The following is a 25,555-nucleotide window of genomic DNA, read 5'->3' on the forward strand; positions in this document are numbered from 1 at the left end:
GATACATACCTGTTAGCAGTTGAACATGCTATCCCAGCGGCTATCTAATTGCTCCTGTGCGGCCACTAATGGTAAAGCATGGTAATAGTGATTTTGTTTAACGACAATGCCAAAACGCAGCAATTTTGATAAAGCATCACTGATTTCAAAGTCCACCTTCATATTAAACTTATGCTCAAGCCAAACTTCGACTTTAGTGTCTAATTGTCCGCTTGTCATTGGTCCATCTACGTACAAAAAATAGTACGCCAAAATAGCTTCTTTACACTCTTCTTCTTCAGCAGCATCAATCAGATGATGAAACACACCTGCATTGTTATCTAAATTTTTAAAATACAAGTTGTCTGATAAGGCTTTCATAAAGCGTAACTTACGATTTTTAAATTTACTCCACTCTTTAAAAATAAACCCACCTAAAACACCTATACCACTACCCAATATAACTAATTGCTGGCTGCTAATAGTGACAGATTGATCACTTAACCCTAACCAAAAACTAAACAAACCGGCCAACACCACTAATGACGCACCCAACTTAGTCACCAGCACCACTGCCCCTCCAGCTATCGCAGAGCCACCAATTATTGCCTTATCTATGGTTCGCATTCGTACTTCGCTGTTTGGAAACAACATTTCTAAATCTGCTTTGGGTACATTTTGGAATAATTTGATTATGGTAGAACCGGGTTCAAAGTGACTAATTGGTTTTTGATGTTGCTCGAAGTAATCCTTTTCCTTAAATTTGATGTAAACTGCTACCTTATCGTAATTGGTAAAGGTTACTGTGTCTTTCTTAAGTCCCCACCATTTTTTAACAGTTTCGGTCTTTTGATACTCACCTCTACGATAAAATACCATCTCTGAAAAATCATTGAATTCAACAGATAGCCGTACTTTAAATAGAGACTCCTCTTCTAAGGCATCTCTTAAATCTTGCTCGGTTATTTTTTCAAAATTAGCGGCATTTAATACTTGGGAAAACGCTTTCGCAAAAACCTTTTGCTTTGCCTTTAACTCATCTTCACTAAACACTTTTATAGACTGAGTATCTGAATTTGGGTCAAATGGCGCATAATTGTCTTTTAAAACTTCTAAACTTTGGTGGTAATCAAAGTGTATGGTACTAATGATTAACTGACACAATAGTTGAAACTGTTTTACGCTTTCCTTTGGCAAATTATCCATTTCAATACAAGCTTGAATAACATCTGTTTTTCTCAGTGGGATAAACCTATCGTCACTCTTTTTTATTTCCATAACACCTCAAAATAACACACCATACTTTACCCTTGTTAGCGGAACACCTGCAACTTGTTAACAGCAACTGCAGCTTTAATTACATCAAAATAACAATATTGACAATAAAGTCTCAAAGTGTTTGCTTAAAAATTAAAAATCATAGAAATATTGCAATTAATCAACTCATTACATGGAGTATATGTCAGTAATCGAATATAATTTAGCCTTTGAAACCGTGCCGGCTTCGCCTTAGAAAATTGTTTTACCAATTTAGTAATTGTTTTACCGATTCATATAATGCTGTGCCTGCCTGTACCCTGGGAAAACTTGATGACAACCCCATCTGAAATAACATTTAGAGATTTAAACCTACCCGAAGAATTACTGCAAGCACTGGAAAAAGTCGGCTATGAAAAACCTACACCTATCCAAGCCGAAAGTATTCCAATTATATTAGACGGCCATGACCTTTTAGGTACTGCCCAAACTGGTACCGGTAAAACTGCAGCCTTTGCTTTACCCATGCTGGCAAATGTTGATGCAAACGACAAGAATACTCAATTGTTGGTACTAGCACCAACACGTGAATTGGCGATTCAAGTTGCAGAAGCGTTCCAAGTTTATGCGAGCTTTTCTAAGAAAATTAACGTGTTACCTATTTACGGTGGTTCTTCTTATGACAACCAAATCCGTCAACTAAGACGTGGAGCCCAAGTTGTTGTTGGTACACCAGGACGTGTCATTGACCACATTAAGAAAGGTACGCTTAAACTTGATAATTTGAAATTCTTAGTACTAGATGAAGCCGACGAAATGTTACGCATGGGCTTTATTGACGACGTAGAATGGATTTTGAGCCATGCGCCAGAACAACGTCAAACTGCTTTATTCTCAGCGACTATGCCTGACGCTATTCGTAAAATAACTAAACGTTACTTAAACGATCCTAAACAAGTAAAAATTGCAGCTAAAGCCGCAACAGCAAGCACTATTCGTCAACGCTATTGTCAAGTAGCGGGCCATCATAAAATGGAAGCCCTTACGCGTATAATGGAAGTTGAAAGCTTTGACGCAGCAATAATCTTTGTGCGTACTAAAACGGCAACTATGGAATTAGCTGAAAAGTTATCAGCTAGAGGCTATGCCGTTGAACCACTAAACGGTGATATTCCACAAAACTCTCGTGAAAGAACAGTTGATCGTTTGAAGAAAGGCAAAATCGACATTTTAGTTGCAACCGATGTTGTAGCCCGTGGATTAGATGTTGAGCGTGTAAGTCATGTAATCAACTATGACGTACCTTACGATACTGAGTCTTATGTTCACCGTATCGGTCGTACTGGTCGTGCTGGTCGTCAAGGTGATGCAATATTGTTTATCTCTCATCGTGAAAAACGTATGTTATTTTCAATTGAGAGAGCAACCAAGCAATCAATTGATGCGATGACAATCCCATCTATTTCACAGTTAAACGAAACTCGTTTATCTCGCTTTAAAAGCAGTGTAATTGAAGCTATGAGTGATTCATCAATTGAAACATTAATTCCAATTGTTGAGTCAATTCAAGAGCAAACAGAAGCAGCTCCAGAAGTAATTATGGCGGCCCTTGCGAAAATAGCTCAAGGTGACGAGCCACTTATTCTTAAAGAAAGTGACCGTCCTGATTTGAATGCACGCCCACCTAGAAATGACCGCAATGACAGAAACGATCGTGGTGGTCGTAATGAGCGTGGCGGCCGTGGCGGAGAGCGTCCACCAAGACGTGAACGTAAATCTGGTCCACCTAGTGAAGGTATGCAACGTTATCGTATCGATGTAGGTCATACCCATGGTGTTAAGCCTGGCAACATTGTTGGTGCCATTGCAAATGAAGCCAACATTAGCAGTAAAAATATTGGTTCTATCGAGATTTATGATAATTTCAGCACAGTAGATTTACCTAAAAACATGCCTAAAAATACTCAAGACGTATTGCAAAAAACCCGTGTTGCTGGCCGCAGCCTTGGTATGCGTGAATGGTCAGATCAACCACCTAAGAAACGTGGTAATCCAGCTAACCGAGATTAATCACTACACCTACTAAAAAAGGGCTTATTAGCCCTTTTTTTATTTCAACACACTTATAAAAAACAAAAACTAATAACCTAATGGAATATTAATTCCAATTAAATTGGTTTGCACTTTAAGGCATTCAAGGCAAACTAATCGGCAGAATGTCACGAGTGCTCAGATATGAAATATTTCCCCATCTTTTTAGATACCCAAGATTTAACCTGTTTGGTAGTAGGCGCTGGTGAAGTAGCCGCTCGTAAAATTGAGTTGTTACTTAAAACTTCAGCAAAAATTACTGTAGTTGCCCCATGGGTATGTGACACAGTAAAGCGATATGCAACAGAGGGAAAAGTCCACTTAATCGAGCGTGTTTTTGTATCCGATGATCTTAACGACAAACAAATAGTGTTTGTTGCTACTGACGATAGCCGAATAAACAAAGGCATTCATGATGAAGCTCGAGCCCTAAAAATTCTTGTCAACGTGGTAGATAACACCCCACTGTGTCAATTCATAACGCCATCTATCGTTGATCGTTCTCCTATTATCATCGCCATGAGTAGTGGCGGTGTAGCTCCTGTTTTATTGCGCTACATGCGGCAAAAGCTCGAATCATTAATTCCACAAAAAATTAGTTTATTAGGCCAATTCTCAGAGAAGTTTAGAGAGTTAGTAAAACAAAAGCTAAAAACAGTTACTGAACGTCGTTATTTTTGGGAAGACGTACTAGATGGCGATATTGCCGAAAATGTCATGCAGGGCAATAACCAAATCGCAGATCAAAAATTTTTAGAAAAATTAAATGGTGATGATGCAAGCCAAACTCAAGGTGAAGTGTACTTAGTTGGAGCTGGGCCAGGAGACCCTGATTTACTGACATTTAGGGCGCTACGTTTAATGCAGAAAGCTGATATTGTAGTTTATGACAGGCTGGTATCGCCTGAAGTATTAGAGTTAGTTAGGCGCGATGCAGAAAAAATTTATGTGGGTAAAGCCAAAAGCAAACATTCGGTACCTCAGGATGAAATTAATGAACTGTTAGCCAAACAAGCTTTGGCTGGTAATCGTGTGGTTAGACTCAAAGGAGGCGACCCATTTATATTTGGCAGAGGAGGAGAAGAGCTCGAAACCCTTATAGAGCACGGAGTGAGCTTTCAGGTTGTACCTGGAATTACCGCTGCTAATGGAGCTGCGAGTTATGCCGGTATACCACTTACACATAGAGATCATGCTAAATCAGTCGTGTTTGCTACTGGCCACTTGCGAGACAACAGCATAAACCTGAACTGGCAAGGGTTAGCCCAACCTGACCAAACCATAGTATTTTATATGGGCTTAACGGGTTTACCGATAATTTGTGAGCAACTAGTTAAACACGGAATGCCAGCTAACACGCCTATTGCTATGGTGCAATCTGCGACTACAGAACAACACAAAGTGGTAACAGGTACATTCGAGACTATTCAAGAAATAGCAACCAAAGCGAATATACAACCACCCGCTTTAATTATTGTGGGCTCGGTCGTTAGTCTGCATGAGAAATTAAACTGGTTTAAACCGTAAATTTCTATCTAACTTACCATTATCGGAGTTGCCACTGGAAACTGTTAGGTAACTCCGATAATAAAGCCCCCGGATAAGATATAAAAACAAGCCTTCTAAACGTGGCAATCTGCGACTAATTACTAGATGAAAACTAACTTTTTCTATTTTTTAGGTGGCAACTCCCCTTGTAAACTTATGGGCCGTTGATTTTCGGCTTTCATTTGAGCCAAAAAATTTCACCTTTAAACACATTTTAAGTTTTTGTCGCTAAATAACTAGGTTAACCTAAGGGGGCAATGGACAAAGCCAATATTTTAATGAAACTAATTGAAGCAACTTAGTTACGCACACAAGCTAGTGTGGTTTCATTAAAAGTAGATTAAAAAGCAAGGGCGCGAAAACAGCCAAGTAAAAGGGTAAAAACCTTATAAAATCTGCCAAGAGATCATAAACGTGAGCAAAAAGGCCTCGATGTGAGTATTCCAATTCCAGTAGTTAACCCTACTAAATCCATGACGCTCACCTATGTGGTGTCCTTATCGATTATCGCGCTGTTATCTATACTAGTGCATTTTATGTTAGATAAAATTATTCACGAACAAAAAGACTCAGCCACCATAGTGAATATAAGTGGCCAGCAGCGTATGCTTTCACAACGAGTCAGTCTATTTACAATGGAATATCTAGCTGCAAGCCACTTAGATAGTAAGCAAGAAGCGCAAAAATCACTGATTAAACTCAATAATAACCACGACTTATTAACCACTCAATACCTTATTTCAGATGAAATACGTGACCTTTATTTTTCTCCACCACATAATATAGATGCCCAAGTAATTGAATTTACAAAACTCATTAACCAAGCTCTGGAAATAGACCAAGGAACAATTGAAGGCAAACTACCTGATGTAAGTTTAAAATTTTTTGAAATGGCAAAAGCGCCATTATTAGAAAGTCTCGATTACCTAGTTCAGAAATATGAAGACGAAAGTATCACAAAAGTAAATAAATTAAGACTAGCCCAACAAATCGTGTCATTTATTATATTACTGACCATTTTACTCGAAGCCCTGTTTATATTCAGGCCTATGGTCAATAAAGTTAAAACCTTCTCTAACAACCTACAAAGGGAAGCGAATTACGACCATTTAACTGGCTTACTCAATCGCCGTTCTTTCTCCATTTTAATAGATAAAGCACTGGCATTAAGTAAACGGCATAAGTATGAGTTGGGAGTTTTAAGCTTCGATATAGATCATTTTAAATCAATCAACGACACCTATGGTCATGATGTGGGCGATAAAGTAATTCAACATGTGAGTAACATCCTAAAAAGTAACACTAGAGCTTCAGACTGCGCGGCTAGATTTGGTGGCGAAGAGTTTGTAATTTTGTTACCACAAACAAAGCAACAAGACTGTTTATTTCTGGCCAACAAGATACGAGAAATCATTGAAAAGACCCCTTTAACACTAAATGGCCTAATCATTGAAGTTACTGCAAGTGCCGGAGTAAGCGGTTATAAGAAAGATGATTCAAACGCAGACGATATACTAAAACGAGCCGATGAAGGCATGTATCAAGCTAAAAACGCTGGCAGAAATCAGGTTTTTTATGGCTAGTATTCAACTCCTCCGCTTTCCACCAAAAGCGATATAAGCTAAAGAAATTAATGCATATGTATACCCAAGACAAAAATGGCAGTTCTGAATTGATCGCGGTGGTAAATTTACTGATATTGTTGCCCGCAATTCAGTTGCCCAATTACAAACCAAAAAGTTTTGGTCCGAGAACCCCGAGGCTTATTTAGATGCCGCAGTATTTGATATTAAATCCATTTTAGAAGTACCACAGTCAGCTCCTGTACCTGACGATCTCATCGATAAAATTAAAATGGGCGCTATTGTTGCCACAGACGCTTTACTTGACCTCAAAGGTGAGCTTGTTAACTAAAGGCTTTCAAGATGCCTTATAAATTCGATACCAAGCTCGTCCAGATACGTTTGCATTTAAAATTGTTAAGTCCGATATACACTATCCTTAGATGATAGAGCTCGAAGAGCGAATTATAGCTAACACACAAGTCAGACTAATATCGAAAATAAAAATGCTCTAAGCTTTATTTTTGAATTATTTAAACAATAAATCGTCTAATATTCACACATTTTTACAAATCGAACTTACCTCAAATTCAATCCTAAGTTATTATAAGTTAATAATAAAAAGCAAAATGGTTGTTTTTAATGAGAAATAAATGGTTCAAAAGGATATTACCCATAATAGTAGTCATAGTCGGTTACGGTGGTATGGGAGTCATCAGAGCTTCCGGTGATAATGACGAAGAAAAGGAGCCTGTTGATACACGCCCTACCGTTAAAATAGAAACTGCCATCGCTGAAGATTATCAAGTCAAGATCACTAGCTATGGTGAAGTCACCCCCCTTGAAAGTACAATGATTTCAGCTCAAGTTTCAGGTGAGGTCATAAGTTGGCATCCTAACTTTGTGCCCGGCGGTTTAGTATTAAGTGGCAGCGTTCTTTTCAGTATAGAAAAAGACACCTATGAGGCTGCGTTATTGCAAGCAGAATCTGATTTAACACTCGCAGAAGCAAACCTAATAGAAGAACAAGCCCGTGCAGATGTGGCCAAACAAGAAGCAAAAGGAACCCAGGTTTCCGATCTATATTTAAGAAAGCCACAACTTTTAAGCGCCGAAGCATCCGTAAAATCTGCGAAAGCTCGACTTAAAATTGCCCAACGAGACCTAGAAAACTGCGAAATTAAAGCTCCTTATGATGCCTTAGTCATCACTCGCACTTTAGGCAGTGGTCAATATGTCAATCAAGGGGCTCAAGTAGGAGAACTCTACAATATTGAAACTGCGGAGATATCTTTTCCAATCGCAGGCTTTGACCGAGAATTTTTACCCTCAAATTTAGCACATAAAAAAGCATGGGTTAGTACCAAAGGGCATTCGAGTATTACTCGTGAAGGCACACTTGATAGGGATTTAGGCATAATTGATCAACAAACTAGAATGAGCCAACTAGTGATTAGAGTAGAAGATCCATATAGCTTAAAATCATCTGAGCCTCCTTTAAAATTTGGTAGTTATGTAGAAGTTAATTTTGCAGGTAAAACACTTAGCCAAGTATACAAATTACCTCAAAAGTTAGTAAATAACCGTATCATTTGGGTGCTTGATGAAGAGCAGCAAATGCAGCCTAAAAAAGTAGAAGTCGTTCGAGAAGAGGGCGAGTATTTACTGATCGGTCAAGGTTTGAAAAATAAAGACAAATTAGTGATGACGTTACCTGAATATCCGCAAAAGGGTATGAAAGTCAAAATTGCTGAGCCTAAAAAAGAACTCGCTGCACAGCAATCATTATAAGGGTTGAGTCATGTCTTCAGATCAACAAGATAATTCAGAAGTAACGCAAACACTGATAGAGCCAAAACAAACAGGCTTAATAGCCTACTTTGCTAATAATTCGGTGGCTGCAAATCTCATGATGGTTTTTATCATTGTCATGGGTCTATTTAGTTATTTCACCATTCAAAAACAAATGTTTCCAAACATTGAAATTAACTATATCAATATAAGTGCAGTATACCGTGGCGCTTCGCCCCAAGAAATAGAGCAAAGTATTCTCATTAAAATTGAAGAAGCTATAAAAGATATTACTGAAATTAAAAAGGCCACATCTCGTGCACTCAGAGGTAATGGTCAAATAACATTAGAAATCCAAAAAGATAAAGAGCTCACAGAAGTATTAGACAAGGTAAAAGCTAGGGTCGACAGTATAGCCACTTTTCCGGGAGAAATGGAGCCTCCCAATATATCCCAAATTGAATTTAAACAAGACGTAGTAGAAATGGCATTAGTAGGCGATATTCCTATTAAAGAATTAAAACCAGTAGCCAAACAAATTGAAGACGAGCTATTACAACTAAATAACGTATCTTTAGTGGAGCTAGAATCGCCAGACGACGAAATTGCAATAGAAATTAATCCCCAAACTTTACGTAAATACAACCTAACGATTGACAATGTTTCTCAAGCTATCAGAAGCTACTCGGCTAATATTTCAGCCGGTCAACTACGGACTGATTCAGGCATCATAGCCGTTCGCGTTGAAAACCAGTTATACGATGGTCATGAATTTAGAAGTATTCCAGTAAAAATTGGCGCTAATGGTGCAAAGGTATTACTTGAAGACGTAGCTGACATCAAAGACGGCTTTGTTGAAGGTGAGCGGTATTTTAAATACTCAGGGCAAAATGGTATCTACTTATCAGTAAAAGCAACAAAAGATCAAAACACAGTTGCTGTAGCAAAGTCGGTCAAAGCATATATAGAAGAGCGAAATAAAACCTTACCTCAAGGGATTGAGATAAAAACACTGGTTGATTTTACATATTATTTGAATGCTCGCCTGGACATGATGCTCAAAAACCTACTTCAAGGTTCCATATTAGTGGCTTTGATGCTAACAATATTTTTGCGATTTAGGCTGGCATTTTGGGTCATGGTTGGCTTACCTATATGCTTTTTAGGTGCCATGATGATGATGCCCCTATTTGGTATTACCATTAATATCATGTCACTGTTTGCCTTCATCATGGTACTTGGGATAGTTGTTGATGACGCCATAGTCATAGGAGAAAGCGCTTACTCCGAAATAGAACAAAAAGGGGGGGGAGTAGAAAGTGTAGTGCGCGGCGCTAAGCGTGTTGCAACACCTGCCACCTTTGGAGTATTAACAACAATCGCAATTTTTGCACCTTCGTTATTTTCATCTGGCCCAGAAAGTGCGTTTTTTATAAACATCTCTACAGTAGTTATTTTGTGCCTAATATTTAGTTTAATTGAATCTAAGTGGATCTTGCCGGCGCATTTAGCCCACATGAAATTTACCCCCATAAAAGAGCACAGCTGGCGTGATAAATTTAACAAACGCTTTTTCGGATTTATAAACGGACCATATAAAACATTTATAAGGCTATGTATTCAATGGCGCTGGCTTGCATTTTCAATGTTCTTTGCAATATTGTTATTGACGATAGGGTTGATTCAAGGTGATTACGTTAGAGTCGTGCCCTCTCCTAAAGTCCCCCATGACTTTCCATCTATTACCATTGAAATGAATGAAAACGTTTCGGATTTAACTACCATCGAGGCCTTACAAACCATAGAGTCAACACTTCTAGCAGTAGATTCTAAAATCAAAGATGACTACGGCAGTCCTATGATTAGAGACATTATGGTATTTAATCAAGAGCGCACTAAAGGTCGTATGATTATTGCATTGGTAGCTGAGGATGAACGCCATTTTAATGCATTTGAATTAGCAAGAAGATGGCGTGAGGCGATGCCAGTCATCCCAGGATTGAAGTCAATCTCTATCCAAGACGATATTCTTGGTGGTGGCAACAACAACGGTGAATTCGGGTACATGTTATTTGGTGCAGATATAGAAGTACTAAATGCTGCAGGTCTAGAGTTTATTGCAATGTTGCAACAGCAAAAGGGCCTATTCGACATTAGCTCTAGTATAGATCCTGCAACTAAAGAGATTCAAATTGATTTACTGCCTGTGGGCTATGACCTAGGTTTGAGTCTTGCGAGCGTAGCTACTCAGGTTGGGGCAAGCTTTTTCGGTGGTGAAGCCCAAAGAGTCATCAGAGGAGACGAAGAAGTCAGAGTAATGGTGCGTTATCCTTTGCTCACTAGAGAGCGGTTCGCTGATCTAAAATATACAGTCATTACTACACCAAAAGGACGCGAAGTGATGTTAGGGGATGTCGCAACACTTAGCGAAACGTCCGGTATTAACTATATTCGCCGAGAAGGTGGTTACAGAACGGTTTATATATACGGCTCTATCGATGAAGAGCTAGTTGAACCAAATGAAGTAATAGCCGAAGTAGACGAGCAACTATTACCACAGCTAAAATCTAATTACCCCGGAGTTAAATCTGAATTAGGCGGTAGCATAGAAGAACAACAAGCCCAAGAAAGCCAGCAGATGACATTCTTCATTGCTGGTTTGCTAATGATTTATATACTATTAGCAATCCCTTTAAAAAGTTATGGGCAGCCATTAATAATTATGTCTGTGATCCCCTTTAGTCTGACAGGTGCTGTATGGGGTCACTATTTCTTTGGGGTCGACTTAAGCCTTATGTCTCTATTTGGCATTATTGCTGCTTCGGGTGTTGTCATTAACGATAGCTTAGTTATGACAGACTTCGTCAACAAAAGACGCAAACAAGGCTATGCCATAAAAGATGCGGTAACAGAAGCGGGATGTGCACGTTTTCGAGCAATTACTCTCACCTCTATTACGACCTTCGCTGGTGTTTTACCCATAATGTTTGAGACCAGTTCACAGGCAAAATTTGTGGTACCTATGGCTATTTCCCTAGGTTTTGCAGTGTTATATGCAACACTAGTTACCTTAGTATTAGTACCCTGTTTGTATATGATTTTGGTGGACATCAAAAATTGTTTCAGCTGGATAGGCCGCAAACTTAGCGGTAAAGATAGAAAAATAGCAAGAGCTGAGCAATCCGCTTCCCTTAACTCATAAACATAAACTTATACTTATTAAAAAGCGCCAATTCGGCGCTTTTTATTTAAACTTAAATCGATTTAATTGTTATGAACACTAAGTTCAGATAAAGCCTGTACTTGCCCATATAGATATTCGGTAAGCTTTTTACGATCACCTTGTTTACTTAATTGTTGCCATGACAAAGGTGTACCTATCTCTACTCTAACTTTCTTATCACGGCGTTTTAACGCTTCGTGCATGAGTAGCGCCATACGCAAAGGTTCAGCAATATGAGATGCCACATGAAATTTACGACTGTTGCGGCCATGAAAAAAGCACGGTACAACTGTGGCCTGTGCTTCTTTAATAATTTTTGCCGCAAATGTAGTCCAGGGGCCGTCTTTAACTTCGCCAAAACCAAATCGAGTTGCTGTGCTTACCATTCCTGAAGGAAAGATAAGTACCGGAAGATCTTGAGACAAATGCTCCAAAGCCAACTGCTTAGAGCGAATATTAGTACGAATTGCCGACTTAGTATTGGAAAAGTCTATAGGTAAAAAGTACGGCGCTAAATCTTTATCTTGAAACAACTGAGAATTGAGCATGATACGTAAATCACCTCTAACCTTAGCCGCAAGATCACATAAAATGAGGCCATCCACCACCCCAAAAGGATGATTTGCAACAAACATTAATGGGCCTGTTTTAGGGATGGCTAATAGTTGCTGCTCATCAAAATCAGCAGCTATTTTCATCTCAGTTAACGCATCACCAAAAAAAGATTCGATGTGGAAAGCATCATCTTTCAGGCGCTTATATACGGCTTCAATTTCTTTACGCCCCATTAGGGCTTCTAAAGAGGAAACGAGCTTACGTCTAACCCAGCCATCGTCTTCTTGTGAGTAAGTAAGACGCGGAGGATCGCGTAAATAAGATTGGAATTCAGGATCGATTGATGCACTTTTCATGTTGGCAACTCTACCAACCCTATATGACCGATTTGTGACAAACTAAATCAGTTTTCAGCTCCACCCTTAACAATATTAATATTACCCGCTGTGATGTTGATTAACTCAGATTTACACATTTCAAGTTCAGACGTAGCCACTGCAAAACTGACTACCACTCTATGTTCATAAGTAGAAACAATGTCTTTTATGTCGTAACGCTCAAGTAGGCGAGAGATTCCACCGTCATTAGCATAATCATAGGTTAATGTCAGTATAGTGCGATCCACTTTTGTAATAATAGGTAAATCTTTTAAGACTGCAGCTACGGCATCAGAATAGGCACGTTGTAAACCTCCAGTACCTAGCTTAGTGCCGCCAAAATAACGCACCACCGCCACGGCAGTCTCGCCTAAGCCACTATACTCCAATACTTTTAACATTGGCATGCCCGCTGTACCGCTAGGCTCACCATCATCGCTCATAGACCTGACAGTCGTATCGGGAGCGCCAGCAATATAGGCCCAACAAACATGATTTGCTTGGGGGTGTTGTTCTCGTAATCCCTTGATAAAAACTTCAGCACTAGCTCGATTTTCAGTATTGGCAGCAAAGGTCAAAAACTTACTACGCTTTACTTCTAATTCAACTTGCCACTCATGAGCTGGTACTTGATAACTAGCAATACTCATCAATATCAGGCCCACATCACTAATACTGCTGCCGCAGCAATAAGCAACAGCCCGATAACTTCATGCCTAGCGACCTTATTTTTAAGCCAAAATATAGCAATCAGCATGGTAAACAACACTTCGATCTGGCCCAAGGTTTTTACATAGGCAACATGATGAAGAGCCATAGCACTAAACCAACAGATAGACCCCAAACAACTCGTCGCACTGGTAGCCAGTGTTTTGCCTGAATTGTTTTTTAGCGCAATAAAAATAGATCTGTCATTAATGGCGATATAACTGCTCATTAGCAGAGTTTGAATACATAACACCCATAACAACACCCAAGCAGCACTATGAGGAAAAGGCACATTTAACATATGACTAGCCTCTCTAACAAACAAAGAGGTTAGCGCAAAACAGGTACCACAAGCCAAACCAATACCTATGGTTTTAAGGCTAAGCCCACCTTTTTTGCCCCCGCCAGACAATACAAAAACTGCCGCGCCACCCACCAAAATCCCAAGCCAACCAAAAAGGCTCAATTGGCTCCCAAAAAATAACGTGCCTAACACACCCGCCACTAACGCTTCGCTTTTTGCCAACCCAGCGCCAACAGCAAAATTTTTTTGTTTGAATAAAATGACCATGAAAGACGTTGCTGCAATTTGTAGCAAAGACGCAGCCAATACAATCAAGATAAATGCTTGATTAAAGGTAGGGGTGATTTGATCTGATACAGAATAAAGTATTAACAAGTAAACCAGTGCAATTGGGGGAGCAAATAAAAAACGGGCTAAGGTCACACCAGATGTACTGACACTAGCACTAAGTTGACTTTGCAATGCATTACGAAACGTCTGCATCACAACAGCACCCAAAGTAAAGAATATCCAGGTCACTTGAACTCCCTAAAAATAAAAGATGATTTTACTTACTTCCATCAAAAAAGAGTAATCAAATTAATACCTATACATATGCCTAATAGTCCAATCTTCTAGTCAGATTGGCCAAGATATAAAGTAAGTAAAAATTGATGATGAAAATTTATCAACAAAGCTAGAGGGTATTTTATCCTTTTAATGCTTTAGTTTTCATAACTCTCTGAAAATCTTTCATCTTAGTTTCTAACTCAAGTGAATCAGCTCCCGAACTCGACACATTTTTCAATACAAAATTACACGTTCTTAAAACTGAGCGCCACCGAGGATTTTTAGGTAAGGCATTAACACTTACGTAACGCTCCAACGCTCTAGCCCGAAGTCGACCATCATCCACAGCAACACTCCATAGCTTACTCTTTTGAGCTAACTCCAATTTACTTGTATTAGTTTCGTCCTCCCATACTTGTATAGCAAGCAACATTAACTCAACTAACTTTAACCTAAGTTCTTCTTCCTGAACTGCATTTTCACCTTCAGAAGATTTATCTACTTCTTCATGCTCTTCTATCAAGCCAGAATTTTCGTGCTGATTCATTTTCTCTATCGGCGAGGAGGGTTTTATCACGCTACGGCGCTTTAACATATACACTAGAAAGAGACATATTAAAAAAAGCCCACTAATACAAAATAGATATATCCTTTGGTATAACTGTGAAGGGCCAGTTTTATTTTCTGGCGTAGTGAATAGAAAGTGGCTTTTTAGCCGATTGGTATTAAGGTTATTTTTATTTACAAGCTGAGTATTCAAAATGTCAGAATACAACTTCCAATATCGACTGGCGTCTTCAAACTCCTTACTCTCTTCCTTCATTGATGCAATTTCATTATAAAGCTCCCCAATGAACAATGTATTGTCTGAATCTGCAATAGAAGCTAGAGATTTTTCTAATGCATCACTGGCCTTGTCATTTAATCCTTTAGCCTTCCATATTAAGCCCTGAATAAACCATAGTTTTGCGACGGGGCGATCAGATTGAACTAAATTAAAGGTTTGCTTTGCCATATTTAGCCATTCTTGAGCCTTTATTGCGGTTAGTTTTGAAACATGCAATTCGGCCAACAATAAGTAGGTATCTCCTTTAAATTTGTAGGCATTTAACGAATTAAAGATATCAGCAGCTTGCTCCAACAATTTACTAGCTTGCTCACTATTGCCTGCAAGGGTAAAGGTTCTAGCCAAACTAGATAAGGTATGAGCTGCTTTAAAATGCTCTCCGGCTTCAGTATGCAATTCAAAGGCTTGCCGATAAGAAACTATGGCCTCGTCATAGGCTTTTTTATCTCGATATATATTACCTAGGTTAGTAAGTACAATCGCTTTACCAACAAGATTATCGTTAGCTTTGTGTATATCGTAACTTTTAAGTAACAATTTACTGCTTGTCTCGAAATCACCAAAAAATTGATAAATACTAGCGATATCGCTATAACTAATCGCTATGAAGTTGTCATCGGGTATTTGCTTAGCTATTTGTAAGGCTTGATTAAAAGCATCAAACGCTTCTTCGTAACGATGCTCATAAAATAAAGTCGCCCCTAACTGGCGATGTATTAGTATGCTTTCATTTTGTAAAGAACTTGGCAGCACCGAGAGTAATTCAGTAAGTATCTCTCTTGAAGATCCCAAATCACCCGATTTTCGATACAAAATTGAAAGTTGAAGACTACCCGAGACATAAGCTGTAGAGCCCATATCTAACTCTGATATTGCTTGCTTGCAACTTAATATGGCTTGACTGAACCCAACTTCATCATTTGACGTTTTTTCACATGTTTGTGCATATAACTCAACTTGATAACTCAAATAAAGCAGGATGATAGTAAGTAATTGTAACTGCCTGTACTGCATATTATTTCCTTCTATATCCCAAATTATAAGTAAAAAACTGTTAATAACGTTATCAGGCTAAAAGTGCCAATATGGGCTTTGGTCATCGCCATTACCAACTATTTGGATTTTTAACATAAGTGACTTGGAGTAATTTTTCAACCCTAACAACCTAAACCATCTCGAATAAAGCACTTGCAGAATAAAAAATAATTACTATAAAACAAAAGCTTACATATCAAACATACCCAAATGCTGCCAGCTATACCCTTCAACTATCCCTTAAATAACCTTTATTTTTTTATATTCAAAGACAATCATTAGTTCCGAAGATGTTAGATATTTTCTGTCTGAAACATCGAAATAATCAATTTATAATATTTAAAGGAATCAAAAATGAATAAACTAGAGAAAATAAACCACTTGGAAAATGCTCAAATTGAGTGTGATGACAAGAATAATAAATTTGAAATAATTGAAAGCGCATTACTAGAAAATGTATCAGGAGCAGACATGACAACAAGCATTTGCATGTGTTGGCAATTTTGCGATATGCCGCCTAACTAAATTAAGTTTCACCCCGTTCAAATTAAACTAGTATTTATGGCAGCCTTTCCTATTAAGCTGCCTAAATATATTTAATTATTGATGACTTAAACCTAACCTTACCCATTAAGCTACCTCTCCATTTTACGTCCCCAAGTTACTTTGCTCTGAATAATTCGAAATCTTATTTGTCCTTGAATTAAATCTATAGTCTTTAGGCACACTATTACTGCTTATGGCACCAGTTCATAGCCAAGAATAAAAAGCTATTACTTGTATACCCTATATCTAACCAGGCAAACTCGCAGAGAGAGCTCCGCAAAAAGAAACAGGCCTAAGTGGAAATACTCATCTTGTGTAAACCAATGGCAAGACTAGTCTAAGAGACATATTTCTTTTGGTAAAAACCTTTATGAAAACACCATCAACCAAGTATTTTTATAAACGTACGACTCTCGCAAATGTAAAAAATGTGCGTATTAAACTGAAAACATTGCTTTAAAAAATAAAACACACCTTTCAGACAACTCAGAAACACCCCCAATAAATTTAAAATTAAAACATATACCCAAATTTACTGAAGTTTTTTAAGTAATGACTCCCGAGAAAATAAGTAAAATTAAAAAATGCAGTTGAAATGCCTACTTTTATTTAAATAAAACCAACAAAACCTAATAAAAAAGACAGGGAAAACTCGGGTACACATCGATAAAAAAACATTAAATAACAGTTAGATAAACCGAATTCATACCTGTAAATACGACCTTTCATATTCCACTATACATCCCTTCTTTTCCCTTCAAATATCATTAGATTTGACCGTAAATATAACCACCTGCTGAGAAAGAAGAAACATAACATCGAATCTAATTTCTACTTCAGGAAAATTAAACACAACATTTTAACTAACTTTATATAGGTAACATTATGAACACTTTAAACAACGAAAAATTTGATCTAATCGAAGATGCTTTATTAGAAAACGTATCTGGTGCAGCACAAGAAATCGCTTTCTGTGTTTCTTTCTGTATCGAAATTTGTTTCTCAATTTGCTTTAACGACTAATAAATAATTACATGCCCAGTTACTTAAGTGCTGGGCGTATTTTTTAATAGGAGATAAATAATGACTATGCAAACAACATTAGAAGATGTCATTTCTTATACAAATGATGATGTAATTGACCGCTTTATAAAAATTTATGGAATAGAAAAAGACCAAGCAACAATCATTTTTAACAGCACTAAAAAATGGATATGGCTTTGCTACTACCGCAGAAAAGTGAACGCAGAGCAAAACTTAGTAATTGACTCACCTTTAGTAATAATCGATGAAATGTGGCATAACTTTGTGTTGTTCACTAAAGGCTATAGTGAGTTTTGTAAACGCTTCTTTGGCCACTACATGCACCACGCTCCGACTTCTTCGGCCATGCAAAAAGAAGCAATGGAAACCTTTCGTTCCCTGTCACCAGATGCTATTCAAGAAAAGCTAATAGAGCAAAAGCGTTGGCAATATGAATTTGTTTATGACCACCTAGGTAAGGACGAATTCTTACTTTGGTACAAACAATATCCTAAGCAATATTCTCCACTATCTTTAGCAAAATTAGCTTATGAAAATGAACAAAAGAAGCTCATTGATAGAGAAAAAATGATGCAACAAAAAGATGCTGCTTAATCGCCACTTTTGAAAAGTAACAGTACAAGAGAATGCCAATATGACGAAACCAAAAGACAACCAAACATTATTTCGAGAGGAAGTGCTAAACAAAAAACATAAGGAGAACTTTGGTTCTGTTTTGCTCAAGCAACCTAGGGAATATGTATTTTTCGCGTTAATAATGTTTGTTTTAGTAGCGTTAGCTGTGAGTCTAATCATAACTGGCACCTATACTCGTTACGCGGAAGTGTTCGGTATGATTACTGTCGATAAAGGCATTGTAAAAATTACCGCAAGAGCTGAAGGTGAGATTGTTGAGCAACTTAAATCTGAGGGGCAAACAGTCCAAAAAGGTGAATTGCTATATATTATTTCTACAGCCAGGCATAGCTCCGCCAAATCCAATCTTGACCAAAGTATTTTAGAACAGCAGATTGCACTTCAAGGCTCAATGGAGCGAGATATATCAGTAGCTAGAAAGGCATTTGAAATAGAGCAGCAATCTTTACAACAAAATATTTCAGCTAAGAGGTTGGAATTACAGCAACTGTCAGAACAAATGGATATTTATGATTCTAGGGTATCGATATCTCAGGCAAACCTGGAACGTAATAAGTCTCTATTTACCAAAAAACATATCAATCAAGTTCAATTTGATAAAGTCATGGAAGAGCACTTATCTCTACTAACCAACCAAGGCGAACTTGAGACTCGTTTCAGTAAGGTAGACGCCTCAATTAAAGAGCAGGAATTTACTTACAGCCTAAAGCCTCAAGAATTTAACGAAAAAATAAATAGACTAGATCGCAACCTATTAGAGAACAAACAGAGAATATCAGAGCTTTCTTCTAATATTGATTATCGAATTTTCTCACCCGTCGATGGAATAATCGGAACTAAGCTGTCCCATACTGGCAGCTATGTACAAAGAGGCACATCTTTACTAACAATTATTCCCACAGATTCGCTGTTACAAGCAGAGCTATATGTACCAGCTAAATCTATTGGCTTTATTCAAGAAGGGCAAAGTGTATCAATGCGTTATAGCGCCTTCCCATATCAACAGTTTGGCTTACAAGATGGGCGAGTTAAAAGTGTCTCTAAGGTTATTTCATTACCAGAAGAAATCGCCACTAGCGTTAGTTTATCGGGGGCAGTATACAAAGTAATTGTTGATCTATCGTCACAGTATGTCCATGCAATGGGAGGGCAACGTTCCATACAAGTAGGCATGGAACTAGATGCCAGTATTGCATTAGAACATAGAACCCTTTTTGAGTGGATTTTAGAACCAATTTATAGCCTAAAGGACAAGTAAAATGACGTCACTTGTGGAACAACTGAACTTCTATGGTAATAAGCGATTACCAATTATTCAACAAACTGAATCAGCTGAATGTGGGCTAGCTTGCATGGCGATGGTTGCTAGCTATTATGGGCACAAAACCAACTTGAATATGCTAAGACGTCAACATCAAGTATCGCTAAAAGGCTCGACACTAAAAGGCTTAACTGAACTAGCCTCAAAATTAGGCTTAAGCTACCGTGCTATTAAATGCGACGTTGAAATGATAAAAAACTTGGCTACACCATGTATCCTGCATTGGAATATGAATCATTTTGTTGTGCTAAAAAAAGTCAATAAAAATAGTATAACTATTCATGACCCAGCACTAGGTGAAAGAAAGTTGTCATATACTCAGATATCCGAGAGTTTCACAGGAGTAGCTTTAGAATTATCACCAAGCAATAGTTTTGAAAAAAAATCAGAGCCCGAAAAAGCTAAATTTTCTAGTTTTTGGTCAGACATTAGCGGCCTTAAAAAATCACTATTTACTATTTTTACATTTTCAATGCTATTGCAGGTTTTTATTTTAGCGACACCACTTTATATGCAAATAGTGGTAGATGATGTGCTGTTATCAAATGATTACTCCTTGCTAAATATCTTAGCAATGGGCTTTATGATCATACTTTTATTGCAGGCCGCTAGCACAGCAATGCGTTCTTTAATTATAATGTTGTTAGGGAATCAACTGTCATTACAAATGAATGCCAACCTAGTATCCCATCTTTTTAAGCTGCCCATTGACTATTTTGAGAAACGTCACATAGGTGATGTTGTTTCAAGGTTTCGCTCTCTAGAAGCATTGAAAAACCTCCTAACATCTACACTAATTGAAAGTCTAGTAGATGGAATTGTAGTCATAGGGCTACTAGTAATGATGTACATATATAGTATTGAATTGCTCATTGTTGTCTCTCTCGCATCTCTTTTATATCTCTTGGTAAGGGTAACTATGTATAGTAAATTCAGAGATGTTAGTAGGGAAAACATAGTAGCTGGAGCATCTAAAGACTCTAATTTCATGGAGTCGGTAAGAGGCATGCAAAGTATAAAATTATTCTCAAAAGAAGCCGATAGACTCAATTTATTTAACAACTTCAATGTAGACACTGCCAATACTTCTATCAAAGTTGAACGACTTAAGGTGGTATTTACATGGAGTAGCATGCTTATTTTTGGAATAGAGAATATTTTTGTTATTTACCTAGGAGCAGAGATGGTAATGGAAAATATTCTATCTATTGGAATGTTATTGGCTTTCGTCGCATACAAAATGCAATTTGAAAGCAAAGTTAACAATTTAATCGATAAGTATATAGAGTTCAAAATGAGTGCTCTCCACTTGGAGCGATTAGCAGATATTGTGATGGAAGACCAAGAACAACACCTTGGAATACTTGACGAACAGCTAAAAGTTGAAGGCGGGATAACAGTAAAAGGAGTCAATTTTAGCTACTCAGAAGAAGAGGATTCAATACTAAAAGATATAGATTTTTCCATAAAACCTGGTGAGTCAGTGGCTATTGTTGGCCCCTCTGGATGCGGTAAAAGCAGCTTGATAAAAGTAATGCTAGGCTTACTTCAGCCAAATCAAGGTCAAATATTATTAGATGGGCGAGATATTCGCAAAGTAGGGTTACTGAATTATCGCGCAAATGTCGCTAGTGTCATGCAAAATGACCGCCTATTATCGGGAACAATTTTCGAAAACATCACCTTTTTCTCTCCTGAGGCCGACAGTCAATGGGTTGAAGAGTGCGCTCGAACTTCTGGGATCCATCAAGATATTTTAAAACTACCTATGGGCTACCAATCACTTATTGGAGATATGGGCAGCTCTTTATCTGGGGGCCAAATTCAAAGACTATTACTTGCTCGAGCTTTATATCGTAAACCAAAAGTTCTATTTTTAGATGAGGCAACCTCTAGCCTAGATTTACGTCTTGAAAAGCATGTCAATGACGCTATCAAAGACATGAATATTACGCGCATTATCATTGCCCATAGACCTCAAAGTATTATGTCAGCAGACCGTATTATTAAGTTAGGAAATGGCCAATGCGTAGAACTATCAAAAGAAGAGTTTACCAAAAACAAACGCCCCGAGGCTTTATCATTATTGAAAGTACAACAAGCTAACTAGTCAAGGCTACTAAAATAAACTCACACTTGATGATATCTCTATATCATCAAGTGTGAGTTTAAGCCGCTTATGCGTTACAACGCTATTTCTAAAACCTTGCGGGAATCAGCTAATTCAACCGTGCCGTGCTCGCCAAGCTTGGTCATACCGTGAGCTTCTAAACTAGCCATAACCGTATCAATATCTGATTCAGTTAAATCTACTTCTGATAAAGATATAGGGGTTTTCATATGAGCAAAAAATTGTTTAGTTTTTGCGATGACAGCATCAATACGTTCATCTTCAGACCCTTCAGTGATGTTCCAAACGCGCTCTGCATATTGTAGCAATTTAGCTTTTTTGGTTACTCGGCAAACTTCCATAATTGCCGGTAGTATTATGGTTAAGCTGCGGCCATGGTCTACACCAAAGTTACCGGTAAGCTCATGCCCAATCATATGTGTACCCCAATCTTGCGGAACACCGACCCCAATCAAACCACTTAAGGCTTGAGTGGCTGCCCACATCACATTGGTACGGGCTTCAAGGTCTTGTAAGTTGACCATCAACTTGGGGCCTTCTTCAAGAAGAGTCAGCAAAATACCTTCTGCAAAGCGGTCTTGAATTTTGCCATTTACCGGGTATGTCAAGTACTGCTCCATTACGTGGACAAAGGCATCAACTACACCGTTTGAAGTTTGACGTTCTGATAAACTTAATGTGGTTTGCGGATCAAGCACTGCAAATTGTGGGCGTACTAACGGATTCATAAAGGGTAGTTTTTCTTTACCACGGGTCACAACCGCGCCTGTGTTAGTTTCTGAACCCGTTGCTGGCAAAGTTAAGATACAACCAAGTGGCAATGCTGATTCAATCTTGCCTTGTTTAGCTAATATATCCCAAGCTTCTGGTCCTTTAAAATTCACAGCAGCGGCAATGAATTTAGTACCATCTACTACTGAGCCGCCACCTACAGCTAACAGGTAATCAAAACCCTCAGCGCGAACACGCTCAACAGCCTTCATCAAAGTATCGTATTGAGGGTTAGGCTCAATACCTGAGAACTCATCCCAGTTATGCTCAGCTAATGCTGCTACAACTTGGTCATATACGCCGTTACCTTTGATTGAGCCGCCACCATAAGTAACTAAAATTTTGGCTTCTTTTGGAATGCTAGTGGCTATGGCGCTAATTTGCCCTTCGCCAAAATGGATTTCGGTAGTATTTTGATATGTAAATTTATTCATCTGTCACTCCTTTAAACGACATTACGACTTAGGTCGTTTATTGATAAAAATTTAACTAAGGTCTTTATTGCGCCAAATTACTTAACTTTAAAGACTAAAAAGACCAGCCGACTAAACCTATAAGATAAATCTGGCTCAACAACCCAATCATATAGAAGTAACTTCTGGGGCTAGGATTGGTATTAGTAGCAATCAAATAAAACAACACCATATGGATAAAACGCGCTACAAGAAACACGCTAGATACAATAAATAAATACTGTGATTCAATCCCGACTAGTAAGCCAACCAACGCAGTCAATACAAAAATAGGCACATTTTCTAGGGAGTTCATAAATGTACGATGACTTCTAAACACGAACGAATAATGATCGAGTTGAGAGTCTACCACCCCAGGAACCATATCTTTTTGTTTTCTGTGGGCGACTGTTGCCACTATTTGCTGTAAAACCATCATCGCCAATAAAGATAGAAGTACAAATAGTACGTTGTGGTATTGCTCAGCCATTGAAAAACTCTGTTAATATAGTTTGCATGCAAAATATATTAGTGGGAATATAAAGACATGTCAATTAATTTGCATACAAACTAATATGGACCAACTAAAGTTATCAAATCAAATATGTCATCGTTATTATGTTGCCTCGAATGCCATCACCCGAGCATATCGACCGCTTCTAGATAAGTTGGGGATCACCTACCCTCAATATGTGGTATTGATGGCATTATGGGAAACAGACAATGTAGATGTGAAATTCATCAAACAAAAAACTCAGATTGATGGTGGAGCTTTGTCTCTAATTTTAAAAAAACTATGCGATAAAACCTTGATAGAGGTAGCGGCATCAGAGCAAGATAAACGTATAAAACACGTTAAACTAACGGCAAATGGTTGGCAAATGCAACAAGACGCAAGCTCTATCCCTGATCAATTGGCCTGCCAAGTCAAAAATATATCTGAAGAAGAATTTGCTTTATTGAAAGTACTCACCGATAAAGTAATCGCTAACTTGCCCAAAACATAACTGAGGTTTGTTTATCTCCAATATCTCACTTTCAATAGAAACACCACTCCCAAATAGCGTCAGCTTCATCAAAATGGTCAAAGTCCAAAAAAATAAACCAGACCAATACTCGATAATTCCGTACATTTCTAGATTGAAGCCAACTAGATATAACCTAGAACCACGCATTTTATATATCTGATGAACAAGCCCTATGATGTTTTAAGTGGCTTCTTTGTTCATAAATGCACCACACATGCACAATATTCTTCACTTAAAAGACCTCTAAAAAACACCACTTTAATATAACCCCTTAAAAAATATCAAGAATATAGCCTATCGCCTAAATGGTCTAAATTTTGCTCGATTTAATAGGTCTGTATGTTGCTGATGTTTATCACTACCGATACTTTTTATATAGCAAAACCAAAGGATGGTATTAATGTTATTAACGAAAAAGCAGTCTATTCAAAATATAACCCTTTCTCTATTATTTATGATTAACTCATTGCAATTATCGGCCGCCACAGTAACAGACGGGCCACTGATTGGGGGAGTCACAGATAATTCAGCACGTGTTTTCATGCGTACCGATGAAGTCGCGAATGTAATGGTTAGATACGACACCGACCCTCTTTTTACTAATCCACTATTTTCCGAGGATTTTGTTACTCAAGCCCGTGACGACTTTACCCGAATTATCTCTATTCGAGAGCTTCAAGAAGACACCAAGTATTACTATCAGGTTATGGTTAATGGCAGACCACAACGCACCATTTCTGAATTTCAATTTAAAACTTTCCCTGCTCCTGGTATTGATAAACCCTTCAAATTTGCAGCCTTAGTGGATACAGGAAATTCACCAGATCGCCCTGCGGCAATCTACGGCAGGGTAGAAGCGGAACAACCAGCCTTTGTTTTGCAATTAGGCGACTGGGATCACCGCGACCCTGAAACACTAGATGAGATGCGAACTATGCACCGTGAAGTAAGGGGCCGTTTAACCACTGCAGGACTTTATTTCAGTGACTTCATTGCTCCAAATTTCCCAGTATTCCATATGTGGGATGACCATGATTATGGAATGGAAAATGGAGATATAACCTTCTCAGGTAAAAATGATGCCTTAAGGGCGTACCGAGAATACTTCCCTGCGGCCAATATTGCCAACCCTCAACAAGGCATATGGCAAAGCTTTCAATATGCCAATGTTGAAGTGTTTATGTTGGATACTCGCTCAAACCGAGATCCTAATGAAGATATAGACGATGAAAACAAATCTATGTTGGATGGAGGTAATATCGAAAATGGCCAAAAACACTGGTTATTTGAAGGCCTACTCAACTCCTCTGCCAGATGGAAAATATTAACCTCAGGCTCTCCCTTTAATCCCAGCTGTAAGCCATCAGACGGGTGGGGCGCATTTAACACAGAAAGACAAGAAATTATTGATTTCATCAATGACAATAACATCAGCAATGTTGTGATATTAACCGGCGATATTCACTCAGGCGGCGGTATAGACAATGGCACTAATTCGGGTATTCCTGAACTAACGGTGCCCCATACAAATATGAATATGGATCCAAATAATCCCAACGGTCTAACAACGACGCGAGCTGGAGAATGGAGTGAAGGTTTAGTTAAGGGAATTGAAGATGGTATCTTAAAGCATGGAATGGGTGTAGTCGAAATAGCCACAAACCCACACCGCCTAACTCTTTCAGCTAAAGGGCAAAACGGTGAAATCCGCGTAGCTTATACTATAATTGATCAGTAAATAGGTCTACACGCAAGTGCTCAAGGTAATACTCTTCAGCTAAGTGATGTAAAAAAAGTACA

At 38.3% G+C, this 25,555-nt stretch carries 20 protein-coding genes; 13 read left to right on the forward strand and 7 right to left on the reverse strand.

What is annotated here, in order from left to right:
- Nucleotides 1-12: 12 nt before the first annotated feature.
- Nucleotides 13-1,257 (reverse strand): TMEM143 family protein, encoded by a 1,245-nt coding sequence (locus tag EOK74_RS00770; protein WP_133467995.1) that lies wholly within the window; start codon nucleotides 1,255-1,257, stop codon nucleotides 13-15.
- Nucleotides 1,258-1,569: 312 nt separating this feature from the next.
- On the opposite strand from EOK74_RS00770, the gene EOK74_RS00775 reads away from it, so the two are divergent.
- From EOK74_RS00775 to EOK74_RS00800, 6 genes are all read left to right on the forward strand, one after another.
- Nucleotides 1,570-3,306 (forward strand): DEAD/DEAH box helicase, encoded by a 1,737-nt coding sequence (locus EOK74_RS00775; RefSeq protein ID WP_133467996.1) that lies wholly within the window; start codon nucleotides 1,570-1,572, stop codon nucleotides 3,304-3,306.
- A 165-nt stretch (nucleotides 3,307-3,471) separates the two neighbouring features.
- Entirely contained in the window at nucleotides 3,472-4,854 is a 1,383-nt protein-coding gene (cysG, locus tag EOK74_RS00780) for a siroheme synthase CysG (protein WP_133467997.1), read from the forward strand.
- A 455-nt stretch (nucleotides 4,855-5,309) separates the two neighbouring features.
- The gene (locus tag EOK74_RS00785) at nucleotides 5,310-6,458 is read left to right on the forward strand and encodes a diguanylate cyclase (protein WP_133467998.1); all 1,149 of its coding nucleotides are present in this window, start codon (nucleotides 5,310-5,312) and stop codon (nucleotides 6,456-6,458) included.
- A gap of 115 nt (nucleotides 6,459-6,573) precedes the next feature.
- Nucleotides 6,574-6,789 (forward strand): hypothetical protein, encoded by a 216-nt coding sequence (locus EOK74_RS21000; protein WP_239023974.1) that lies wholly within the window; start codon nucleotides 6,574-6,576, stop codon nucleotides 6,787-6,789.
- A gap of 290 nt (nucleotides 6,790-7,079) precedes the next feature.
- Nucleotides 7,080-8,228 carry an efflux RND transporter periplasmic adaptor subunit gene (locus EOK74_RS00795; RefSeq protein WP_133467999.1) on the forward strand — a complete coding sequence of 383 codons (1,149 nt, stop codon included), beginning with the start codon at nucleotides 7,080-7,082 and terminating at the stop codon, nucleotides 8,226-8,228.
- A 10-nt stretch (nucleotides 8,229-8,238) separates the two neighbouring features.
- Nucleotides 8,239-11,430, forward strand: coding sequence for an efflux RND transporter permease subunit (locus EOK74_RS00800; protein ID WP_133468000.1), 3,192 nt, complete (start codon nucleotides 8,239-8,241; stop codon nucleotides 11,428-11,430).
- Nucleotides 11,431-11,492: 62 nt separating this feature from the next.
- Here EOK74_RS00800 and EOK74_RS00805 read toward each other — a convergent pair whose 3' ends face one another.
- The 4 genes from EOK74_RS00805 to EOK74_RS00820 form a co-directional block, all read right to left on the reverse strand.
- Nucleotides 11,493-12,362: a lysophospholipid acyltransferase family protein gene (locus tag EOK74_RS00805; RefSeq protein ID WP_133468001.1), complete on the reverse strand. Its 870-nt coding sequence runs from the start codon at nucleotides 12,360-12,362 to the stop codon at nucleotides 11,493-11,495.
- Nucleotides 12,363-12,409: 47 nt separating this feature from the next.
- Complete coding sequence (locus EOK74_RS00810; protein ID WP_133468002.1) at nucleotides 12,410-13,033, reverse strand: YigZ family protein; 624 nt, start codon at nucleotides 13,031-13,033, stop codon at nucleotides 12,410-12,412.
- Nucleotides 13,034-13,038: 5 nt separating this feature from the next.
- On the reverse strand, nucleotides 13,039-13,914 hold the full coding sequence (locus EOK74_RS00815) for an EamA family transporter (RefSeq protein WP_133468003.1): 876 nt from the start codon (nucleotides 13,912-13,914) through the stop codon (nucleotides 13,039-13,041).
- Between the two features lie 169 nt (nucleotides 13,915-14,083).
- The gene (locus EOK74_RS00820; protein WP_133468004.1) at nucleotides 14,084-15,805 is read right to left on the reverse strand and encodes a tetratricopeptide repeat protein; all 1,722 of its coding nucleotides are present in this window, start codon (nucleotides 15,803-15,805) and stop codon (nucleotides 14,084-14,086) included.
- Nucleotides 15,806-16,180: 375 nt separating this feature from the next.
- Between EOK74_RS00820 and EOK74_RS20775 the strand changes: the two genes are divergently transcribed.
- From EOK74_RS20775 to EOK74_RS00835, 5 genes are all read left to right on the forward strand, one after another.
- Nucleotides 16,181-16,351: a hypothetical protein gene (locus EOK74_RS20775; RefSeq protein WP_166638687.1), complete on the forward strand. Its 171-nt coding sequence runs from the start codon at nucleotides 16,181-16,183 to the stop codon at nucleotides 16,349-16,351.
- Nucleotides 16,352-17,257: 906 nt separating this feature from the next.
- Nucleotides 17,258-17,395, forward strand: coding sequence for a hypothetical protein (locus tag EOK74_RS20780; RefSeq protein WP_166638688.1), 138 nt, complete (start codon nucleotides 17,258-17,260; stop codon nucleotides 17,393-17,395).
- 60 nt (nucleotides 17,396-17,455) lie between these two features.
- Nucleotides 17,456-18,010, forward strand: coding sequence for a glycine-rich domain-containing protein (locus tag EOK74_RS00825; protein WP_133468005.1), 555 nt, complete (start codon nucleotides 17,456-17,458; stop codon nucleotides 18,008-18,010).
- A 40-nt stretch (nucleotides 18,011-18,050) separates the two neighbouring features.
- On the forward strand, nucleotides 18,051-19,310 hold the full coding sequence (locus EOK74_RS00830) for an HlyD family secretion protein (RefSeq protein ID WP_133468006.1): 1,260 nt from the start codon (nucleotides 18,051-18,053) through the stop codon (nucleotides 19,308-19,310).
- Between the two features lies 1 nt (nucleotide 19,311).
- Nucleotides 19,312-21,483 (forward strand): peptidase domain-containing ABC transporter, encoded by a 2,172-nt coding sequence (locus EOK74_RS00835; protein WP_133468007.1) that lies wholly within the window; start codon nucleotides 19,312-19,314, stop codon nucleotides 21,481-21,483.
- A 74-nt stretch (nucleotides 21,484-21,557) separates the two neighbouring features.
- Here the strand turns inward: EOK74_RS00835 and EOK74_RS00840 are convergent, their stop codons facing one another.
- Nucleotides 21,558-22,709: an iron-containing alcohol dehydrogenase gene (locus EOK74_RS00840; protein WP_133468008.1), complete on the reverse strand. Its 1,152-nt coding sequence runs from the start codon at nucleotides 22,707-22,709 to the stop codon at nucleotides 21,558-21,560.
- A gap of 94 nt (nucleotides 22,710-22,803) precedes the next feature.
- Complete coding sequence (locus EOK74_RS00845; protein ID WP_133468009.1) at nucleotides 22,804-23,217, reverse strand: MAPEG family protein; 414 nt, start codon at nucleotides 23,215-23,217, stop codon at nucleotides 22,804-22,806.
- Nucleotides 23,218-23,302: 85 nt separating this feature from the next.
- On the opposite strand from EOK74_RS00845, the gene EOK74_RS00850 reads away from it, so the two are divergent.
- Together EOK74_RS00850 and EOK74_RS00855 are read left to right on the forward strand one after the other, a co-directional pair.
- Nucleotides 23,303-23,734, forward strand: a complete 432-nt coding sequence (locus EOK74_RS00850) for a MarR family winged helix-turn-helix transcriptional regulator (RefSeq protein ID WP_133468010.1) — start codon at nucleotides 23,303-23,305, stop codon at nucleotides 23,732-23,734.
- A gap of 421 nt (nucleotides 23,735-24,155) precedes the next feature.
- Nucleotides 24,156-25,493, forward strand: a complete 1,338-nt coding sequence (locus EOK74_RS00855) for an alkaline phosphatase D family protein (RefSeq protein ID WP_166638689.1) — start codon at nucleotides 24,156-24,158, stop codon at nucleotides 25,491-25,493.
- Nucleotides 25,494-25,555: the final 62 nt, after the last annotated feature.

Source organism: Paraglaciecola marina, from assembly GCF_004360155.1.
Classification (GTDB): domain Bacteria; phylum Pseudomonadota; class Gammaproteobacteria; order Enterobacterales; family Alteromonadaceae; genus Paraglaciecola; species Paraglaciecola marina.